14 protein-coding genes and 4 pseudogenes are annotated in these 15542 nt (G+C 59.3%); 9 read left to right on the top strand and 9 right to left on the bottom strand.

What is annotated here, in order from left to right:
• Positions 1–76: 76 nt before the first annotated feature.
• The 4 genes from J2046_RS32440 to J2046_RS32425 form a co-directional block, all read right to left on the bottom strand.
• Positions 77–409: a DUF736 family protein gene (locus J2046_RS32440; protein WP_210058839.1), complete on the bottom strand. Its 333-nt coding sequence runs from the start codon at positions 407–409 to the stop codon at positions 77–79.
• 367 nt (positions 410–776) lie between these two features.
• Positions 777–2057 (bottom strand): plasmid replication protein RepC, encoded by a 1281-nt coding sequence (repC, locus tag J2046_RS32435; protein ID WP_210058838.1) that lies wholly within the window; start codon positions 2055–2057, stop codon positions 777–779.
• Positions 2058–2587: 530 nt separating this feature from the next.
• On the bottom strand, positions 2588–3400 hold the full coding sequence (locus J2046_RS32430; protein WP_210058836.1) for an N-6 DNA methylase: 813 nt from the start codon (positions 3398–3400) through the stop codon (positions 2588–2590).
• 144 nt (positions 3401–3544) lie between these two features.
• Positions 3545–5542 carry a ParB/RepB/Spo0J family partition protein gene (locus tag J2046_RS32425; RefSeq protein ID WP_210058834.1) on the bottom strand — a complete coding sequence of 666 codons (1998 nt, stop codon included), beginning with the start codon at positions 5540–5542 and terminating at the stop codon, positions 3545–3547.
• Between the two features lie 593 nt (positions 5543–6135).
• Between J2046_RS32425 and J2046_RS32420 the strand changes: the two genes are divergently transcribed.
• The 3 genes from J2046_RS32420 (at position 6136) to J2046_RS32410 (ending at position 7815) form a co-directional block, all read left to right on the top strand.
• A complete protein-coding gene (locus J2046_RS32420; RefSeq protein WP_210058833.1) occupies positions 6136–6426 on the top strand; it encodes a DUF2285 domain-containing protein in 291 nt (96 codons plus the stop codon).
• A 159-nt stretch (positions 6427–6585) separates the two neighbouring features.
• A complete protein-coding gene (locus J2046_RS32415) occupies positions 6586–7242 on the top strand; it encodes a GNAT family N-acetyltransferase (RefSeq protein ID WP_210058832.1) in 657 nt (218 codons plus the stop codon).
• Positions 7243–7320: 78 nt separating this feature from the next.
• The gene (locus tag J2046_RS32410; RefSeq protein WP_210058831.1) at positions 7321–7815 is read left to right on the top strand and encodes a Rossmann-fold NAD(P)-binding domain-containing protein; all 495 of its coding nucleotides are present in this window, start codon (positions 7321–7323) and stop codon (positions 7813–7815) included.
• Between the two features lie 107 nt (positions 7816–7922).
• Here J2046_RS32410 and J2046_RS32405 read toward each other — a convergent pair whose 3' ends face one another.
• The gene (locus tag J2046_RS32405; RefSeq protein WP_210058830.1) at positions 7923–8204 is read right to left on the bottom strand and encodes a helix-turn-helix domain-containing protein; all 282 of its coding nucleotides are present in this window, start codon (positions 8202–8204) and stop codon (positions 7923–7925) included.
• The gene (locus J2046_RS32400; RefSeq protein WP_210058829.1) at positions 8201–8524 is read right to left on the bottom strand and encodes a type II toxin-antitoxin system RelE/ParE family toxin; all 324 of its coding nucleotides are present in this window, start codon (positions 8522–8524) and stop codon (positions 8201–8203) included. Before J2046_RS32400 ends, J2046_RS32405 begins: the two co-directional genes overlap by 4 nt.
• Positions 8525–8915: 391 nt before the next feature.
• Between J2046_RS32400 and J2046_RS32395 the strand changes: the two genes are divergently transcribed.
• Positions 8916–9230, top strand: coding sequence for a hypothetical protein (locus J2046_RS32395; RefSeq protein WP_210058828.1), 315 nt, complete (start codon positions 8916–8918; stop codon positions 9228–9230).
• Positions 9231–9259: 29 nt separating this feature from the next.
• Here J2046_RS32395 and J2046_RS32390 read toward each other — a convergent pair whose 3' ends face one another.
• Positions 9260–9508 carry a helix-turn-helix domain-containing protein gene (locus J2046_RS32390; protein WP_210058827.1) on the bottom strand — a complete coding sequence of 83 codons (249 nt, stop codon included), beginning with the start codon at positions 9506–9508 and terminating at the stop codon, positions 9260–9262.
• 272 nt (positions 9509–9780) lie between these two features.
• On the opposite strand from J2046_RS32390, the gene J2046_RS32385 reads away from it, so the two are divergent.
• Entirely contained in the window at positions 9781–9906 is a 126-nt protein-coding gene (locus J2046_RS32385; protein WP_320443071.1) for a WGR domain-containing protein, read from the top strand.
• Positions 9907–10043: 137 nt separating this feature from the next.
• Positions 10044–10211 (top strand): annotated as a pseudogene (locus J2046_RS32380) (HU family DNA-binding protein); the annotation flags it as partial.
• A 73-nt stretch (positions 10212–10284) separates the two neighbouring features.
• On the opposite strand, the gene J2046_RS32375 reads toward J2046_RS32380, so the two are convergent.
• On the bottom strand, positions 10285–11637 hold the full coding sequence (locus tag J2046_RS32375; protein WP_210058824.1) for an ISAs1 family transposase: 1353 nt from the start codon (positions 11635–11637) through the stop codon (positions 10285–10287).
• A 326-nt stretch (positions 11638–11963) separates the two neighbouring features.
• Here J2046_RS32375 and istA point away from each other — a divergent pair.
• A pseudogene (gene istA, locus J2046_RS32370) lies at positions 11964–12578 on the top strand (IS21 family transposase); the annotation flags it as partial.
• Positions 12579–12806: 228 nt separating this feature from the next.
• Here istA and J2046_RS32365 read toward each other — a convergent pair.
• Entirely contained in the window at positions 12807–13811 is a 1005-nt protein-coding gene (locus tag J2046_RS32365) for an IS110 family RNA-guided transposase (RefSeq protein WP_113426808.1), read from the bottom strand.
• 60 nt (positions 13812–13871) lie between these two features.
• Here J2046_RS32365 and J2046_RS32360 point away from each other — a divergent pair.
• Positions 13872–14813, top strand: a pseudogene (locus J2046_RS32360) (Mu transposase domain-containing protein); the annotation flags it as partial.
• A pseudogene (istB, locus tag J2046_RS32355) lies at positions 14803–15542 on the top strand (IS21-like element helper ATPase IstB); the annotation flags it as partial. The pseudogenes J2046_RS32360 and istB, both read left to right, overlap by 11 nt.

Genomic DNA, 15542 nt, shown 5'->3' with positions numbered 1-15542 from the left:
AAGCGAAGTCCGGCGCGCCGAGAGAATCTCGTCCTCGCGCATGAAGGTTGGCCCCGACCAGAGGGAGCGCGCTCGATCAATCGCGCGGATCCCATTCGATGATCGCCTGCAGGGTTGGATCGTCCTGGCCCGGGAACCGGCCCAGATTGGCGTTGTAGCCAATGCGCTTGAGTGACAACGTCCTGTATGGCTTGCCGGCTGCATTCTTCTTCTTCCAAATGCCGCCGATGTCTATGTCATGCCCGCGAGGCGACCGCGCATAGACGCGGTGCGTTGGCGCATCGGGGTGTTCGGAAGCGAAGGGAACGACTTTGATGTCGATATCGCGGTCGATTGTCGAAATGAGGCCCTTGCCATTTGCCACGTCAAAGTCGTCGGAATCGAACTGGATGAAGTTGGTCGTGGTCATGTCTATCATTCCTCCGTGCTGGTTGCGATGGTCGTTGCGCGGTCAGAGCGGCGTCGCGGCTGAAGGCAGCCTACGGCCCGGAGCAGCGCGATGTCTGGTGCGCGTCGGTGCAAGGCACTGAAATTTCAGGAGCCCCCGTCTAATGTCGCGGCGAGGGACGGGCCACCGATGCCCGTTCCAACGATCGGGGAGGGGGATCTGACCAGGCTTGTCGGCATCATCATACGTGCCCTTCAACGATGCTACCTCCGATGGCGCGCCAATATTAATCACGATTTTTCATCGCGCAACGATTTTTCAGCCATTTAAGGACTAATCGCGAAGCATATTGGCGCGCCAGTTGGTCTTAGTTCAGCAGACGGGTTGATCAAGGGCTCGACCAGCTCCGATGGCGGGCAGCAAGACCGAACACAGATCGGGCCAGGTGCAACCGGCCGGTGGCGGCGCGTGCGGTCATCGCCCGCAGATAACCCCCGGGCGAGGTGACTTCGTGGCGGTTTGTCTTTTCGAGGGTGATCGCCACCGCGACCGCGGCCTGCCGCTCGCCCATGCTTTCGACGGCGCGGCGTCGGGCATCATCGGAGATCCCCGCGAACCGGCAGAGAATTGGCGTCAGCCGCGTGAGTTCGGCCCAGCGTGTCGGGCTATAGCCGAACTCCCTCAGCGTCGGCGCCGCCGCCAGAAGGTCCCGCAATGCGACGGCGTCTTGCGGCTGGTTCCGCAGATCGTTGACCTGGTCGGACGGCTGCTTCAGGCTTTCTTCAAAAGCCCATTCGTCGGCGGAGCCGGCATCTTGCAAACGAGGTTGTTCGGCGGAAGCCGAACGCCGTTTCTCGTTACTAAATGCAGATTGATGAGGGGTTGTATTCTGTCTGTGCATGTCGTTTACGGCATTCGGGCATGTCATTTTTCCCGGCTCGGAAGCTGGATCCAACACTCGACGTGGGATCCTCATCAGGCGGTCGACGAGCCAATCCAGCAGCACGGTTGCTCGGCGTAGCGTTTCGCTCGTGGCTTTCGGAGCGAGCCCGACGAATTTGGTGAGGCGTTCGATCCGGCGTCCTATCGTTTGAAGAACCATCTCAGGAAGACCGGTCGCGGCAACAATCGCGTGGCGGGCGGTGCGCAGCGCCCCCCGGTACCGCCGCAACGCGGCGTCGACCGCCTTTTTCTCGACCCGCGCCTTTTTCACCCACTGGTCCAGTTCCGCATATCGCGCGATCAGGATACGCAGATCGATCCCGCATCCATCCGTGATTTCACCTTCTCCGTTTCGCACCGGATAGCGCTTGTAGTTGCCGCTGTCCTGCATGGTGATCAGACCGACGTCGAATAGCCTCGACAGCATTCGGCTTACCCGGCCGGCCGAGCGGCCGATCTCGAAGGCGAGCTGCCGGTTCGACTTGAACACGATCGGGATTCCTGACTTGTCGAAAGCTTCCGCCGGCGCCGTATTGATGAGTGCCACGAGAAGATGACTCTCACTCCCGTTGATCAGTCCTGTGCAGGTCAGGGTCTGGGCAAGCATGGACAGCTGCGCGCGCGTCACGGACCCTACTTCGGTTGACCGCGCACGCCGGCTGAATTCGGCGCGCAAAGGGGTTATTCTGCGACCGGCCGGTCGCAGATCATCGATGGCGTTGCCCATCGTTCTCGTCTCCTGTTCAGGGACCAGGCAAAGCTTCGCCGTTCACCGAAAAGGTGCATTTATCGTTGACATGGAAGAGAGGATCTGCAAGAAACGGATTGGCTTATTGTTATCTTGCAGATTCCCGCTTCCGGACTTGTTCGGGAGCGGTTTCTCTTTTCTGGGCCGGGTTTCTCTTCTCCGTAAACTTGTTAAAATAGCTATGGTGGAATCACGCTCCGATTCTACCAATCTCGAAACCATACCTTCGCAGCCAAATTGGCGCAACAATCGGCAACTCATCCCAAATTGCCAACGGGACCACCTGCGTATTTCAAGTAATCTCAGGACGTATCAAGCTGCCCTTGCGTCTTCGATGTCCGTCGGCATCGTTCTGATCAGAGCAATTTGGCGCGAGATCACGATTATTTCTGATTGAGAGGGCGGGGAGGGGTGCTTGAGGGGAGGGGGGCTATGGGGCCTCCCCTCAACCGTAAAAAGGGCCGGTGCGAACCAGCCCTTGCGACGACTTCCTGATGTGGTGTGGGCCGCTAGAATAGCCGCAGCTGACCGTTCTTCTCGACGGTGGGTGTCTGCGGCTCCCGGGTCGGCAGCGGCGGTTTGACGGCGACCGTCGCGGCACCCGTGGGAAGGGAACCGGATGTCGCGTCCGTCCCACCGTCCTGCAGGGCTGCCGCAAGCCTCGACGACCAGCCGCCCATGACGTGCGCCATCGTGTGCCAGTCCTCGCAGAACCGCATAGCCAGAGTGTCTCCGATGATGACGGTTGCCGGGATGTGGAGAAGCGAGAACTGGATATAGGCCATGTGGACAGCGCGTGGGTCGATATCGACGGCGGTCACATGAAGAAGCTGCTGATAGTTGAATCCTGCATCGAGAACGGCCTCGGCAAGAGCGATAATCATGGCGCCGCTGCCCACCGCTGGCTCGTGAGCAATGAGAAAGCCTCTTCTCTCGATCGACTTTCTCATGTCCTCGGGACTTCCGGCCACCATTCGCGCCATCATCTGGCAAATCGGATAAGGCGTGAAAAACTGGCCGCGTGCCTTGTTGTGCAATTCCAGCGCATGGAACGTCGCACCCAGAATGTCATGCGGCTTCTCTTCCAGCGCCATGACCACTTCGCCCATGATCTTGGAGAAATCGCTCATCGTTCGGGCATCATATCTGTTGGCGATTTCGAGATAGCGAGCTTCGCGTTTTTCAAAATGGGCGAGATCGACGGCGTTGCTCATCGAGATCGCGGCGCATTCGCACCAGTCACCGAAGACGGTGTAGAGGTCGTGCTTGTAGCGGCAGCTTTCGAACAAATTGACGATGGAGTTGAGGCGGGCGGAGGTCATGGGATCACCTGAAACGGAAGGGGGCCGCAAGGCGCGCTTCGCCGTCGGCAGTGGATAAGGCGGCCGATCTGTTTGCGGCACGATCATCGGGGAGAGTGGGTGAAGCAGGCCGCGCCGAAGACTGGCGCGACCTGCGGCGACCGATTATTCGGCTGCGTCGGAAAAATCGTCGTTTTCGATGTCCGGCTGTTCATCCACATCGAACGGGCAATCGTCGCCCTCCGGGTAGGAGAGACCGACCTCACCACTTTCCGAAACCGGCTCGATCCTCAGAAGCGCAGGCAGCCAGCCGGTTCCGGCTACCTGCCGTTCGGCAAAAGCGGCTGCGTCCGCCTTCTTCATGCCGGATATTCCGGACGCAAAATCCGCGCCCTTGGCTTCGGTCACGGCCTGCACCATTCCGGTCTTGCTGATCCGCCCGAAATAATTGTCGGCGGTCGGCTCGAACCATAGCGTCATGTCGATCTTGAGCGCCCGTGCCAGCCGTTCGGCGTGCGCCCGCTGCACCTTGCGTTCAAAGTGCGGGAGTTGCAGGGCATTGACCGATCTTGCGGCTGCATAGGCAAGCAAGTCGAGAAGCGTCGCGGTCGGCTGCTCAAGGCACCAATCCCAGAGATGGCGGGGATTGCCGGGAACGGTGTGGCCGTAGTTTTCTTTGAGATCGTCCATCGCCGCGATGCCCTTGCAAGCAGCGGGATCCTTGATGCTGGTTTCGAGCCGTTCGCTCTTCACCTTCACCTCAAGGCATGTCTCGTCATTGCTGCCATAGCTGTTGAACAGGTCCGTCAGCATCGCATGCACCACTGCGGCAAGCGCGACCTCGGGATTGTGGGCGAGCTCTGCGCGGATGATCGCGGTCTTCTGCGCTGTCAATTCCTGCACCATCGCGGCCGAAAGCGAGAAGACAGGTTCCTGCTTCTCCTCATCCTGCCGTGTGACGGGCTCATCGATGCTGTCCGCACCCTCGGCTTCGTCGTCCGCCTCGTCCGGTTCATCTTCTATCCGGATCAGCCCGCGCTCGACGGAGAGATTTCCGTAATAGTCCATGAGGACATAGCATCCGGCCATGGCCAGGCCGTCGGGGTCATAAGCCTCTGACGGCTCCATGAGGGCTGCCATTCTCGCCTGAATGGCCTCGGCGCGGGGCTCGGCCTCGTCGTCGGCAACGCCTGCCTCGATCATTTCCTCGATTTCGGCATATTCTTCTTCAAGCCGGTCCAGTTCCGCCTGCTGTTCATCGGTAATCGGCACACTGGCGGGATAGAGGCGCGACATGTAGTGCGCCTCTCGCGGAAGCTCGCTCACGCACTCCACCCATTTCCACCCTTCGGCGCGGATCTTTTCGGCCTCGGCCTCAAGCTTGTCCGCCATCAGCTTTTCGACAAGGCCGACGTCGAGGGCATAGCCGCTGTTCCGTTCATCGAAAAGGTCACGTTTGACGGTTCCGCCTGCGGCTTCATAGACGTCAATCCCACCAATGAACTTGATACGCTTGTCGCTGGCCGTGATGGCGTCCGATTGCAATGCGGACCTGATCGACCGGCGATCGCGGTTCCAGGACGGAAGGCTGTTCCAGACCTCAACCTGTTTTGCGTGGTCGTCGGAGACGGTGAAGGCGGAGAGCTGCTCGAAGCTCATTTCCTCGTTGCGATAGAGGTCGAGCAAGACGGGCGAGACCCGCGCCAGCGCCAGACGTTTGCGGACCTTGGTTTCGGACGTTCCGAAGCGGGCGGCAATGTCCTCGACGGTCTTCCCACCATCAGCCATGACCCGGAAAGCCTCATATTCATCGGCCGGATGCATGGCCTCGACGCTCGTGTTTTCGATCAAGCTGATTTCGGTCGCCTCGGCCTCGTTACGTTCCTTGCATTCGACGAGGTAGTCCTTGGCGATTTCTCCCGCCTCGGCCAAGAGGGAGAGGGCGGCAAGCCGGCGACCGCCGGCGGTCACGAAGAACCGACCCCTCTTGTCGCCCTTGCGGACGATGAGGTTATGCAGGAGCCGGTAGCCATCGGCCCGAATGGTCGCGGCCATCTCGGCGATGCCTTCCTTGCTGTAGGTTTTGCGGACGTTCTTTGGATCGCGGTCCAGCTTGTTCAGTGGCGCGAAAAAGGTTTCGGTTGCTGCTTGGTTGTTGGTCATTGTCTGTCTCCTGGATTTGCCGTTTCCCGAAGGGCAAGCCCCCTCGGGCGAAGCCTTCCCGGTCTTTCCGGGGGAATGGCCTCTGACATTCCCCCGGAAAGAGGGGGGAGGGCGAAAGCCCGCCCCACGGCGGCGAACGGGGCTGTCAAGCGGCGTGGAGCGGAAGGCGGAGAATCTTCTCGGGTCCGCTTGCGGACTGGAGCGGAAGATTCCCCGCCTTCACGGGCCGCTTGACTGGCCTGGGCGGCGATGTCATGGGGCGGAAACAAGAAGTGCGGCCCGAAACGGGCCTCAATGCCGGGTGCGTGAGCGCCCGCTGGACAAGCGATCGTCACCGGGATCGGCGGAGACGGCCTAAAGCCGGCTCCGTGCCATCGGCATAGAGCGCGGCCGGCCGGAACGGGCGGTGGCCCTATTCCCATCAGCAGCAATCCGATGTTGATGGAACCGCGCCGCAGCCACACCGCGGCGGCCTGATGCCGGTCGCCATGGCACCGCTGAAGGAATTGAACGCCGGTCTCGAGCAGCGAGATTGCATCAACGAGAAAAAAGAGCGACGATCGTGATGTTTCTCAAGGTGCGAGGCCGAACATATGAGCGAACGGGATGTTGAGTTCGCGGACGAGGTTCCGTGGTCTGAGGATTTCACGGACTACGACTGGCAACATCGGGTCGCCTATATCCGGCTGCTGGATGCCAAGGCCGATGGTGCCGATTGGGAAGAGGCGGCTCGGATCATTCTGCACCGGGATACGGAGGCCGACCGCGAGCGCAGCTTCCTGTGTTGGGAATCCCATATGCAACGAGCCGAATGGATGACGCATACCGGCTACAAGCATTTGCTTGGCGATGGGCATCGGTTCGATCGCCGGTTCTTCCACTAAGTGCCATTAGCTTGCTGGCCGCGCCGACGGACCTGCAACGACAGGCGCAGTCCGGAAGATGAAGGCGTTCGAGAAATCGGCATAGCACCGGCCGGAGGCGAAGAAGGAGCAGGGTTGCACCATCACCGTGGCGGCACCTGCGCAGTGAAAAGTCAGAGCATGGGCAAGTTTTCAGGCCGCCAAATCAGGATTGCGACGGAAGACGATGAGGGGGCTGTAACAAAGCTATTGCGTCAGATCTGGTGGGCGAATGGGCAGCCCGAACCAGAGCAGGCCGAGCCGACCGACGATTATTTGCGCAGGATCGTCAATGGCTGCACGATTTTCCTTGTTGAGCAAGACGGCCAGGTTGTCGGAATGAACGCGATTAGGGTTCTCGATGCCACGGGGCATGAGGGCGCGACTTTTCAGAAAGCTGCCTTCATAATGGCGATCGGCGTGGATGAAACGAAGCGACGGCAGGGGTTCGGCGCGGCTCTGGTCGATCATATGTCGCATTGGGCTGAAACCGAGAAAATCGATATGGTCAGCTTGAATGTCGCCGCCAGGAACGAAGCTGCCCGAGCGTTTTACGACCGCATGGGGTTCGACGTTTGGTCGCTTCAGATGGGGCGGAAAAAACGTTCAGCGATAAAGACGAATTACCATCCTGATTTTCTAAGGATGGATGATATTTTTCTCACCCAGGTTGCTGCCATAGCGCTCGTGCCACCCAACGGGTGGGTCCTCGCCATGCTCGCGGCGGAGCCGCTGCGCGTGGCTCCGGTCCCGGCCGAGGCCACCTTATGGCCGGCGCTGCGCGCTACGGCATCCTGACGGTGTCGGGACGAGGGCATCGCCCTCGCCGCGGCGAGAAATGTTCGCCGGCGCGGCCGTCGAACAAGGGGCATGATTATGGACGACACAGTGGAAACTGCGCTCATCATAGGTGGAACCGGAATGCTTCGGGGGGCCACGCTGTGGCTGATCGCCCGTTCTCGAAAGACAGTACTGGTTTCCAGGAGAGCCGGCCAGTTCCGAGCAAACGGGATCGTCCATGCGATTGATGCCGACTGGAATGATCCCAGGTTCTCTGCAAAGGTCCGGGCCGCCATAGAAGACGGTAGTGAGATCGCCAACGCTTTGCTTTGGATTCATGATCCGGAGCCGGTTTTAGCTTGGCTTATGCCGTTGCTTTCCAAGGCGCGCGTGGTTCTCGTTCTCGGCAGCATGGATGGTAGTCCCGAGCTGATCGAGTCTGCGGGCAATGTTGCTACGGTGCGCCTCGGAGGTATGCCCACAGCAAGCGGGCGGCGCTGGTTGACGAATGCTGAGATCAGCGCAGGTGCGATCGAAGCTCTTCAGACCGGAAAATCCGGTATCGTCGGCGAACTCGCCGGGATTCGGTAGGTAGCAGATTTCGGGCAGACCGTCCAAAAACCCAGGCGCAAGCTAACCTTCGGAATCACTGTTCGAGTTTTCGGACGGGCTGCCCGAAGCTCGCGACACCCGGACGATCACGCTGCCTCTTTTACTCGGATTTCAATATCCAGATGCGCTGATGCAGCGATGTTGACCAGCGCGTCAAGCGAGAACTTGGCGAGTTTGCCGCGCAGCAGATCATTGGTGCGGGGGCGCGTCAGACCAAGCCGCTTGGCGGCCTCCTCCTGCGGAACGTCCCAGCGGTGGACTGCCTTACGGATTTCGTAGAGCAGCGCCGAGCGCGCCTTCAGGTTCGCGGCCTCCTGTTCCGTGTCCGCCAGAGCATCCCAGACGTTTTCATAGATTTCTACGTTCATCGTTCTGCCTTCCATCGTTTCAGCCGTTGGGCCGCCAAATCAAGGTCTTTCTTTGAGGGGGCCTGCGTCTTCTTCTGGAACGCATGCAGTACCAGAACGCGATCCTCTACTGTTGCCAGATAGATGACGCGGAACGCTCCCGATGCCTCACGAATCCTGATTTCTCTGACGCCTGGCCCCACGGCCTGCATAGGTTTCCAGTCATCGGGGTCGTCGCCGCGCTGGACAAGTTCGAGCTGCCAGCCCGCCTCTACACGCGCATCGTCGGGAAACGACCGAACATCCGCGCGGCTGCTTCCAAGCCATTCAATTGCCTTCATGGGCAAACTGTATCAAATCCGATACATCTTGGCTAGGGCATAAATCACTCGCGAATGTCAGAAAAATGGCGAGGGCAGTTGACGTCAGTCCAGCGATTTGAAGAGCGCAGGCCGGATTTCGGGAATTCTCGTCGCGCAGGAGCAGAAGAAGGGCAGCCGCAAGAGGGTCAGCATAGCGGCCCGAAGAGAAAGCCCGGGCCGACATGGGATAATTGCGGGTCAGTGTGTGTGTTATTGGCAGCGATGGCAAGATCGTTTGGCAGGGCACACGTCCTTCGGCCCCGGAGGGAATTTCAGAAGCGATCAAGGCCAAGGCGCTGAACGCGATCCGGATAGGACTGGAGAGCGGTCCGCTTTCACCTGGCATTGGCACGCGCTCAAGGCGGAAGGATTGCCGATCATCCGTCTGGACGCCCGCCACGCGAAGGCATCCTTGAACATGCAAATGAAGACCGCAAGCCTGTTCTGCGTTCTCATCTTCACGCCGCTCGCCGCCCTCGCCGAAATTGCCACACCTTTCGTGACAAGGGAGGAGGTTCGCTGGCGCAACCGCAACAGCGACATGCTATTCGAGGTCGACGTTGGCTGGGAGGATGTCCCTTTCCTGCTGCTGGTCCTGAACCGGATACGATCAACGATTGGCCGGCGAACAGCCAAGGAAGAAGAAACGTCTGACACCGCGTCAAGTGTGTCGCCTATTGCATGATCGATCGTGCGGCCAGGTCTCGGCCACGCTCAGCTCAGACTGAGCTTCCGGGATTGGCCGCCAATCAGTTCATCCAGGTGGATGCGAAGATTGTTGCTGATGCGATCGATCGCGCTCAAGCGCAGGTTCACGGAGCCATCCAAAATGCCGAGATAGTCGGATTCGGTCAGTTCGCATAGTCGCGCCAATTCGGTCACGGTCATTCCCCGCTTTTCTCTCTCCCGCTCCATGGCCAACGCCATGTTTCGCAGGACTTTGGTCTCCAGAGTGTTTGCCATGAGAGCGAGCCTCCTGTTCCGACACGCCGATTGTACACTTGATCGCCGCCGGGACAATAAATCATCGTGGAGCACGTCAGTTCTAGCGTGAGGCTTGCCGAAGAAGCCCGGCCGAAACGGCCGCAGCCATGCGAGACGATCGCAATCGAAAGGGAACGAAACCGCTTCAAGGTTTCGGTGCGCTTGCGCATAGACCCGTGCGGCTGAGCCGTCTCGCCCCGAGCCTTCTGTCCCGGCGCAAATCCATAACGGCCGTGAATCAATGACGCCGGATCGGGTCGACCGGCCAGATGAAGATGGAGAGCTTCGACGCTCAAGTGGATGCGGATGGGGCGCTGTCGCGGCTCGAACGCACGAAAAGGCGGCGGGGCTACCGTGACGTCCAGCGCTCCGGATAGTCGTCGCCGACGGCACGTGATCCGCGATTTCCTGTGGTTTTCTTAGGCTTCAGAGGAAATGCTGCTTTGAGGTCCCTATCGTTGCCGCATCTTCATCGTCATACCGGAAGGGCAACAACTAAGGAGACCGTCCTTCCATGACCACCACCAACGAAATCGCCGACAAGATCGCGTCCGAGCAGAACCTGACCAAGGCGCAGGCCAAGACGATCGTCGAAAGTGTCTTCAAGCAGATCGCCGACGCGGCCCAGGCGGGCGCTGAGACGTCCATCCCGTCGTTCGGCAAGTTCAAAATCAGTGCGACGTGAAAGTCGCCTAAGTAATTGTTTGTACGGGATTTATATTCCGGGACAAACCTGATGTTCCGTCATCAGTAGCCTACCGGCACATGCGGGACTGGTAACGGTCCGGTGTGAAGCTGCCGGGACAATGTAGCCGGGCCTTAGGGCCATGCCGATGTCGTGAGGCAGAGGTATCTTCTGCGAGCATCAGTGCGGATGGGGCGCTAGGCTGGGTGGTATGATCAATGCAAATGAACTGCTGATCAACCGTCGTCTCAATGCCGCCGCGTCCTGCAATAGGCAGCATATTTGTCCCTCGTCGACGCTGAAAAAGCGACGCGAAAAACCCATGCCCAAGCTCTTGAAAACGGACATGAGAATCTCTGGTGGTCGGCAATCGCAGCAGATTGGTTGCGATATGTTTGATGGTGGTGAAGTTGGCCGGGGCGTTTTCGGTTCGGACGCGGCATTCGTCGTCGCGGAAGACCATGTCCAGCACCCAGTGCAGGCTGTTCTCGATTGCCCAATGACTGCGAACGATCGGTCCGAGCTTGTCGGCGGGCAGCTTCAACGAGCTGATGTATAAGCGGGTCTCCCGCTCGGTCTTGCTGCCGATTTCGCGTATGCTGTCGATGATGACGACGGATTTCAGGGCGGGCCATTTGTGGCGTTGCTGAAGCCAGGCGACATCATGCAGGACGGTGGTGGTCCTGGTTTCGATCCGACCATGATCGCCATCCACGGTCTCATGTCGACTGATCGCGGTATCGGCGTATTGCTTGGCTTTCTGCTCGGTCACGAACAGGCTGACATCGTCGCGCAGCGCGCTTTGATTGCCCTTGAGGGCGAGGACATAGTCGGCCTTCTGGTCGACGATCTGCTGCGCGATCGCACGCTGGCAGCCCATGGCGTCGATGGTCACGATCGCCCCCTCGATCGCCAGCACCTTCAGAAGATGGGGGATCGCGACGATCTCGTTGGCCTTCTCGCCGACCTTGACCTGACCCAGCACCAGACGTTGGCGCGCGGCGAACGCCGAGACCATGTGGATCGCCGCCTTGGCGCCTTTCGACCGGCGCACGGTCTTGCCATCGATGGCGATCACCTCTGTCGCCACGCCGGTCAGCGACGCGACCCAGGCGACAAAACAGCGCTGAAACGCCTCGGCATCAAGCGTGGCAAGGATGTCGCCGAGATGATCATGCGACGGTGTGCCGCCTGCAAAAGGCCGAAACCGACGCAGAAAACTCAGCTTCCGATTGCCAAAATTCGCGATGTCCGTGAATGTTTCCGCCCCCGACAATACCGCAAGCAGGCACAGCAGCAGCACCTCCCTCAGCGGGTAGCGGACCTTGCCGACCTGACGCCCGTCCGGAATATCCTCAAAATATCCAAGAAAAACACCCGCCTCCTCAAAAAGTTCGCCATGCTCCCGATCGCTATCCGTCATCGTCGTCGTTCCTCCATCCAGAGGATCGCGACTGATTCAGCAATTCAAACCTTTGTCACCTACTTCTTCACCCGATCGCCCTGATGTCGACCCCATAGTCCCTTGCGACGGTCACGGAACTCAGCGCCGACTTCGTAATCCCGATTTGCCCGCTCAGCGGTTCAGGGAATTTCTCAAAGACCTCAGGGAAAAAACGCTTCAATAAAAGCCTGACTGTTGGTTTCCACGCAGAACTGAGCCGGTTAGGCGCATAATTTCCATTGAGAATTGAGCCATGTGAACCTTCCCCCAACGCGGAGAGCGACGGGGGCAACGGAGTGATCCACATGGGACTTTTAAACATTATCCGTCGGATGAAGCTGCGCGAGAACCTGTCTGTACGCGAGATCAGCCGGCGCACGGGGCTGTCGCGAAACACGATCGCGAAGTATTTGAACGCGGGCACGATCGAACCGACGTTCACGGTACCGGAACGACCGAGCAAGCTTGATCCTTTTGCCGACAAACTGGCGGCCTGGCTGAAGACCGAGGCCGGGAAGTCGCGCAAGCAGCGCCGAACACTGAAGCAGATTCATGCCGATCTGGTGGCGCTCGGCTTTACCGGTTCCTATGGCCGTGTTGCAGCCTTCGCCCGAGATTGGCGGGCGGATAGACAACGTGAGCAGCAGACGACGGGCCGAGGCATATTCGTTCCGCTGTCTTTCCGCCCAGGCGAAGCATTCCAATTCGATTGGAGTGAGGATTATGCCGTGATCGGCGGAGAGCGGACGAAGCTGCAGGTCGCGCATATCAAGCTATCGCACAGTCGCGCGTTTTTGGTCAGGGCCTACCTGCTGCAGACGCACGAGATGCTTTTTGACGCCCATTGGCACGGCTTCCGTGTGTTCGGAGGCGTCCCTGCTCGCGGCATCTACGATAATCTATGGACGCCTCCCGGGCGAGATGAACATTTGGCGGCACTCGGCATTGGATGCGTGAATCTATCCGGCCTATCGCTGGAGCGATCACGCTCCTGGCCTTGATGGGAGTCCGCTGCCTCTTTCCTCATAACATGATCGACCTTTGTGGCCTTGTCGTAAATCAGGATCCGAAGCTGCGGTCCGTGCCGTTACGCCATCAGTTCTTACCTCGCATTCATCATTGCCTCACAGGCAACGATTGGCAAATGACTATTTTGCGGCATAGCGCTCCTGTCGTGTAAGCAAGGCCCATGCTACCCGCGCGGTCTTGTTGGCGAGCGCTACGATCGCTTTATTAAATCCACGGCGAGCGACGAGCTCTTTCAGCCATTGCGATCGGCGATCGTCGTGACTGGCAAGTCGGCTGATAACTGCGCGTGCACCATGGATCATTTGGCGACGGAGGTAGTGGTTCGCTCGGCGGCCAATTCCGCCGAGGCGTGGTTTGCCGCCAGTCGTGTATTGTCGCGGGACCAGCCCGATCCAGGCCGCCAGTTCTCGCCCCGATTTGAAGTGGCGCCCGTCCTCAACGCTGGCCACCAGTGCAGTTGCAATGATCGGACCGACGCCAGGCAGTTCGCACAGACGGTGGCAATCTTCTCGCTCGCGGCAAATCTCGCTAATCTTCCGGTCGAGCCTGGCAACCCGGTCATTCACATCGGTGAGCTGGTCAAGGAGTTCGAGGAATAGCTCGCGCCCGAGATCGGAAAGAGGTGCATTCTCGACAGCCGAGGGTGCCTGAGCAGCAAACCGCCATGGCCCCTGCGGCAAAACGATTCCATACTCGGCAAGAAGGCCGCGGGCATGATTGATCAGCGATGTCCGCTGAACGATCAGACGCTCCCTAACTCTATGTAGTGACTGAAGGTCTTGCTGTGCGGTCGACTTGACCGGTACGAACCGCATGGTTGGACGTGTCGCCGCTTCATAAATCGCCGCAGCATCGACCGCATCGTTCTTGGAGCCACGGACAAAGGGCTTCACGAAGCGTGGATTGATCAGCAAGACCTCTCGCCCGTCATGCTGGAATTGCCGCCCCCAATGATGAGCGCTGGCGCAGGCTTCCATCGCTACCATCCTGGGGTTTATAGCTTTGACCGTTTCGGCCAACTTCGAACGGCTGATCTTCCGCGACAGGATAGCGCCATCCGACGCGATGCTGTGGAGATGGAATGACGACTTTCCAAGATCGATTGCGAGCAATTCGAATGTCATGACTTCCTCCTTTAGTTGGGCCCCTCATTCTGAGGCCTCGGAGGGAGGCGTCCATCCCATAACATGAAGACAGCGGTCGATCGGGTTGGCCGCGGCAAGGAGCGACAGGTCAACATCCGGTTCCTTGCGATGACGAACCACTACGTCTTTGCACCTGAGTTCTGCAATCCTGCTGCGGGCTGGGAGAAAGGGCAGGTCGAGAAAAACGTTCAGGATTCTCGTCCCCGCCTATGGCAACAGATGCCGGACTTCCCGGATTTGGCAACGTTGAACCTCTGGCTGGAGCAGCATTGCCAGGACCTGTGGCAGGAGACACCGCACGGGAGCCTGCCCGGTTCGATCGCGGATGTTTGGGGTGATGAACAGCCTGCTTTAATGGCGTTGCCCGCCATGTTTGACGGCTTCGTCGAGCAGAGCAAGCGCGTCTCGCCGACATGCCTGATCACCTTCGAACGTAATCGTTACAGTGTGCCAGCATCGTTTGCGAACCGCCCCGTCAGCTTGCGGATTTATCCCGAGCGGCTGGTAGTTGCAGCCGAGGGCAATATCCTCTGCGAACATCCGCGGATCATAGAACGCAGCCACGACAAACCACCGCGAACGATTTACGACTGGCGGCATTACCTTGCCGTCATCCAGCGCAAGCCCGGTGCTTTGCGCAATGGTGCACCCTTCCTGGAATTGCCGCTGGGCTTTCGACAACTGCAGGACCAGATGCTTCGCCGTCCCGGTGGTGATCGGGAGATGGCCGACATCCTCGCTCTGGTGCTTCATCACGACGAACAGGTTGTCGTCAGGGCTGTGGAGCTGGCTCTGGATCAAGGCGTCGCGACCAAGACGCATGTGCTGAACCTGCTGCATCGTCTGATCGATGGGAAGACAACTGACGGTCCTGACATCGACACGCCACAGGCGCTGACCTTGCTGCGTGAACCCAAGGCAAACGTGGAGCGCTATGATGGCCTGCGTGTCCGGATCGTGGGAGGTCGTCATGCGTCATGATCCTGCCAGCGCCGCCGTCGTCATTATGCTTCGTAGCCTGAAGATGTATGGCATGGCCCAAGCGGTCACGGACCTGATCGAGCAAGGAGCACCAGCCTTCGATGCGGCCGTGCCGATCCTGTCCCAGTTGCTAAAAGCCGAGATGGCCGAGCGCGAGGTCCGCTCCATCGCCTATCACATGAAGGCTGCCCGTTTCCCGGCCTACAAGGACATCTCCGGCTACGACTTCGCCGCCAGCGAAATCAACGAGGCGACGGTGCGCCAACTGCATCGATGCGAGTTCATGGACGGAGCGCATAACATTGTCCTCGTCGGCGGGCCGGGCACAGGCAAAACACATGTCGCGACCGCCCTCGGAGTCCAGGCTATCGAGCATCACCGCCGAAAGGTCCGCTTCTTCTCGACCATCGAATTGGTCAATGCGCTCGAGCAGGAGAAGGCAAAGGGCAAGGCAGGTCAGATCGCCGAGACGCTGGTCCGTCTCGATCTGCTGATCCTCGATGAGCTCGGATACCTTCCATTCAGTGCCTCAGGCGGAGCGCTTCTCTTCCACCTGTTGAGCAAGCTTTACGAGCGCACCAGCGTCGTCATCACCACCAACCTCAGCTTCAGCGAATGGGCAACCGTCTTCGGCGAACCAAGCATCGCAGACTGCCCCTATTGTCGACGGGGTGGTGCATCATGTGACTATCATTGACCCACGCCACGGCCTTGCGGGTCAACGTCTTG

The sequence above is a fragment of the Neorhizobium petrolearium genome (assembly GCF_017873175.1).
GTDB classification, from domain to species: Bacteria; Pseudomonadota; Alphaproteobacteria; order Rhizobiales; family Rhizobiaceae; genus Neorhizobium; species Neorhizobium petrolearium.
The sequence above is the reverse complement of the archived record's forward strand: the minus strand, read 5'-3'. Positions and strand labels throughout refer to the sequence as shown.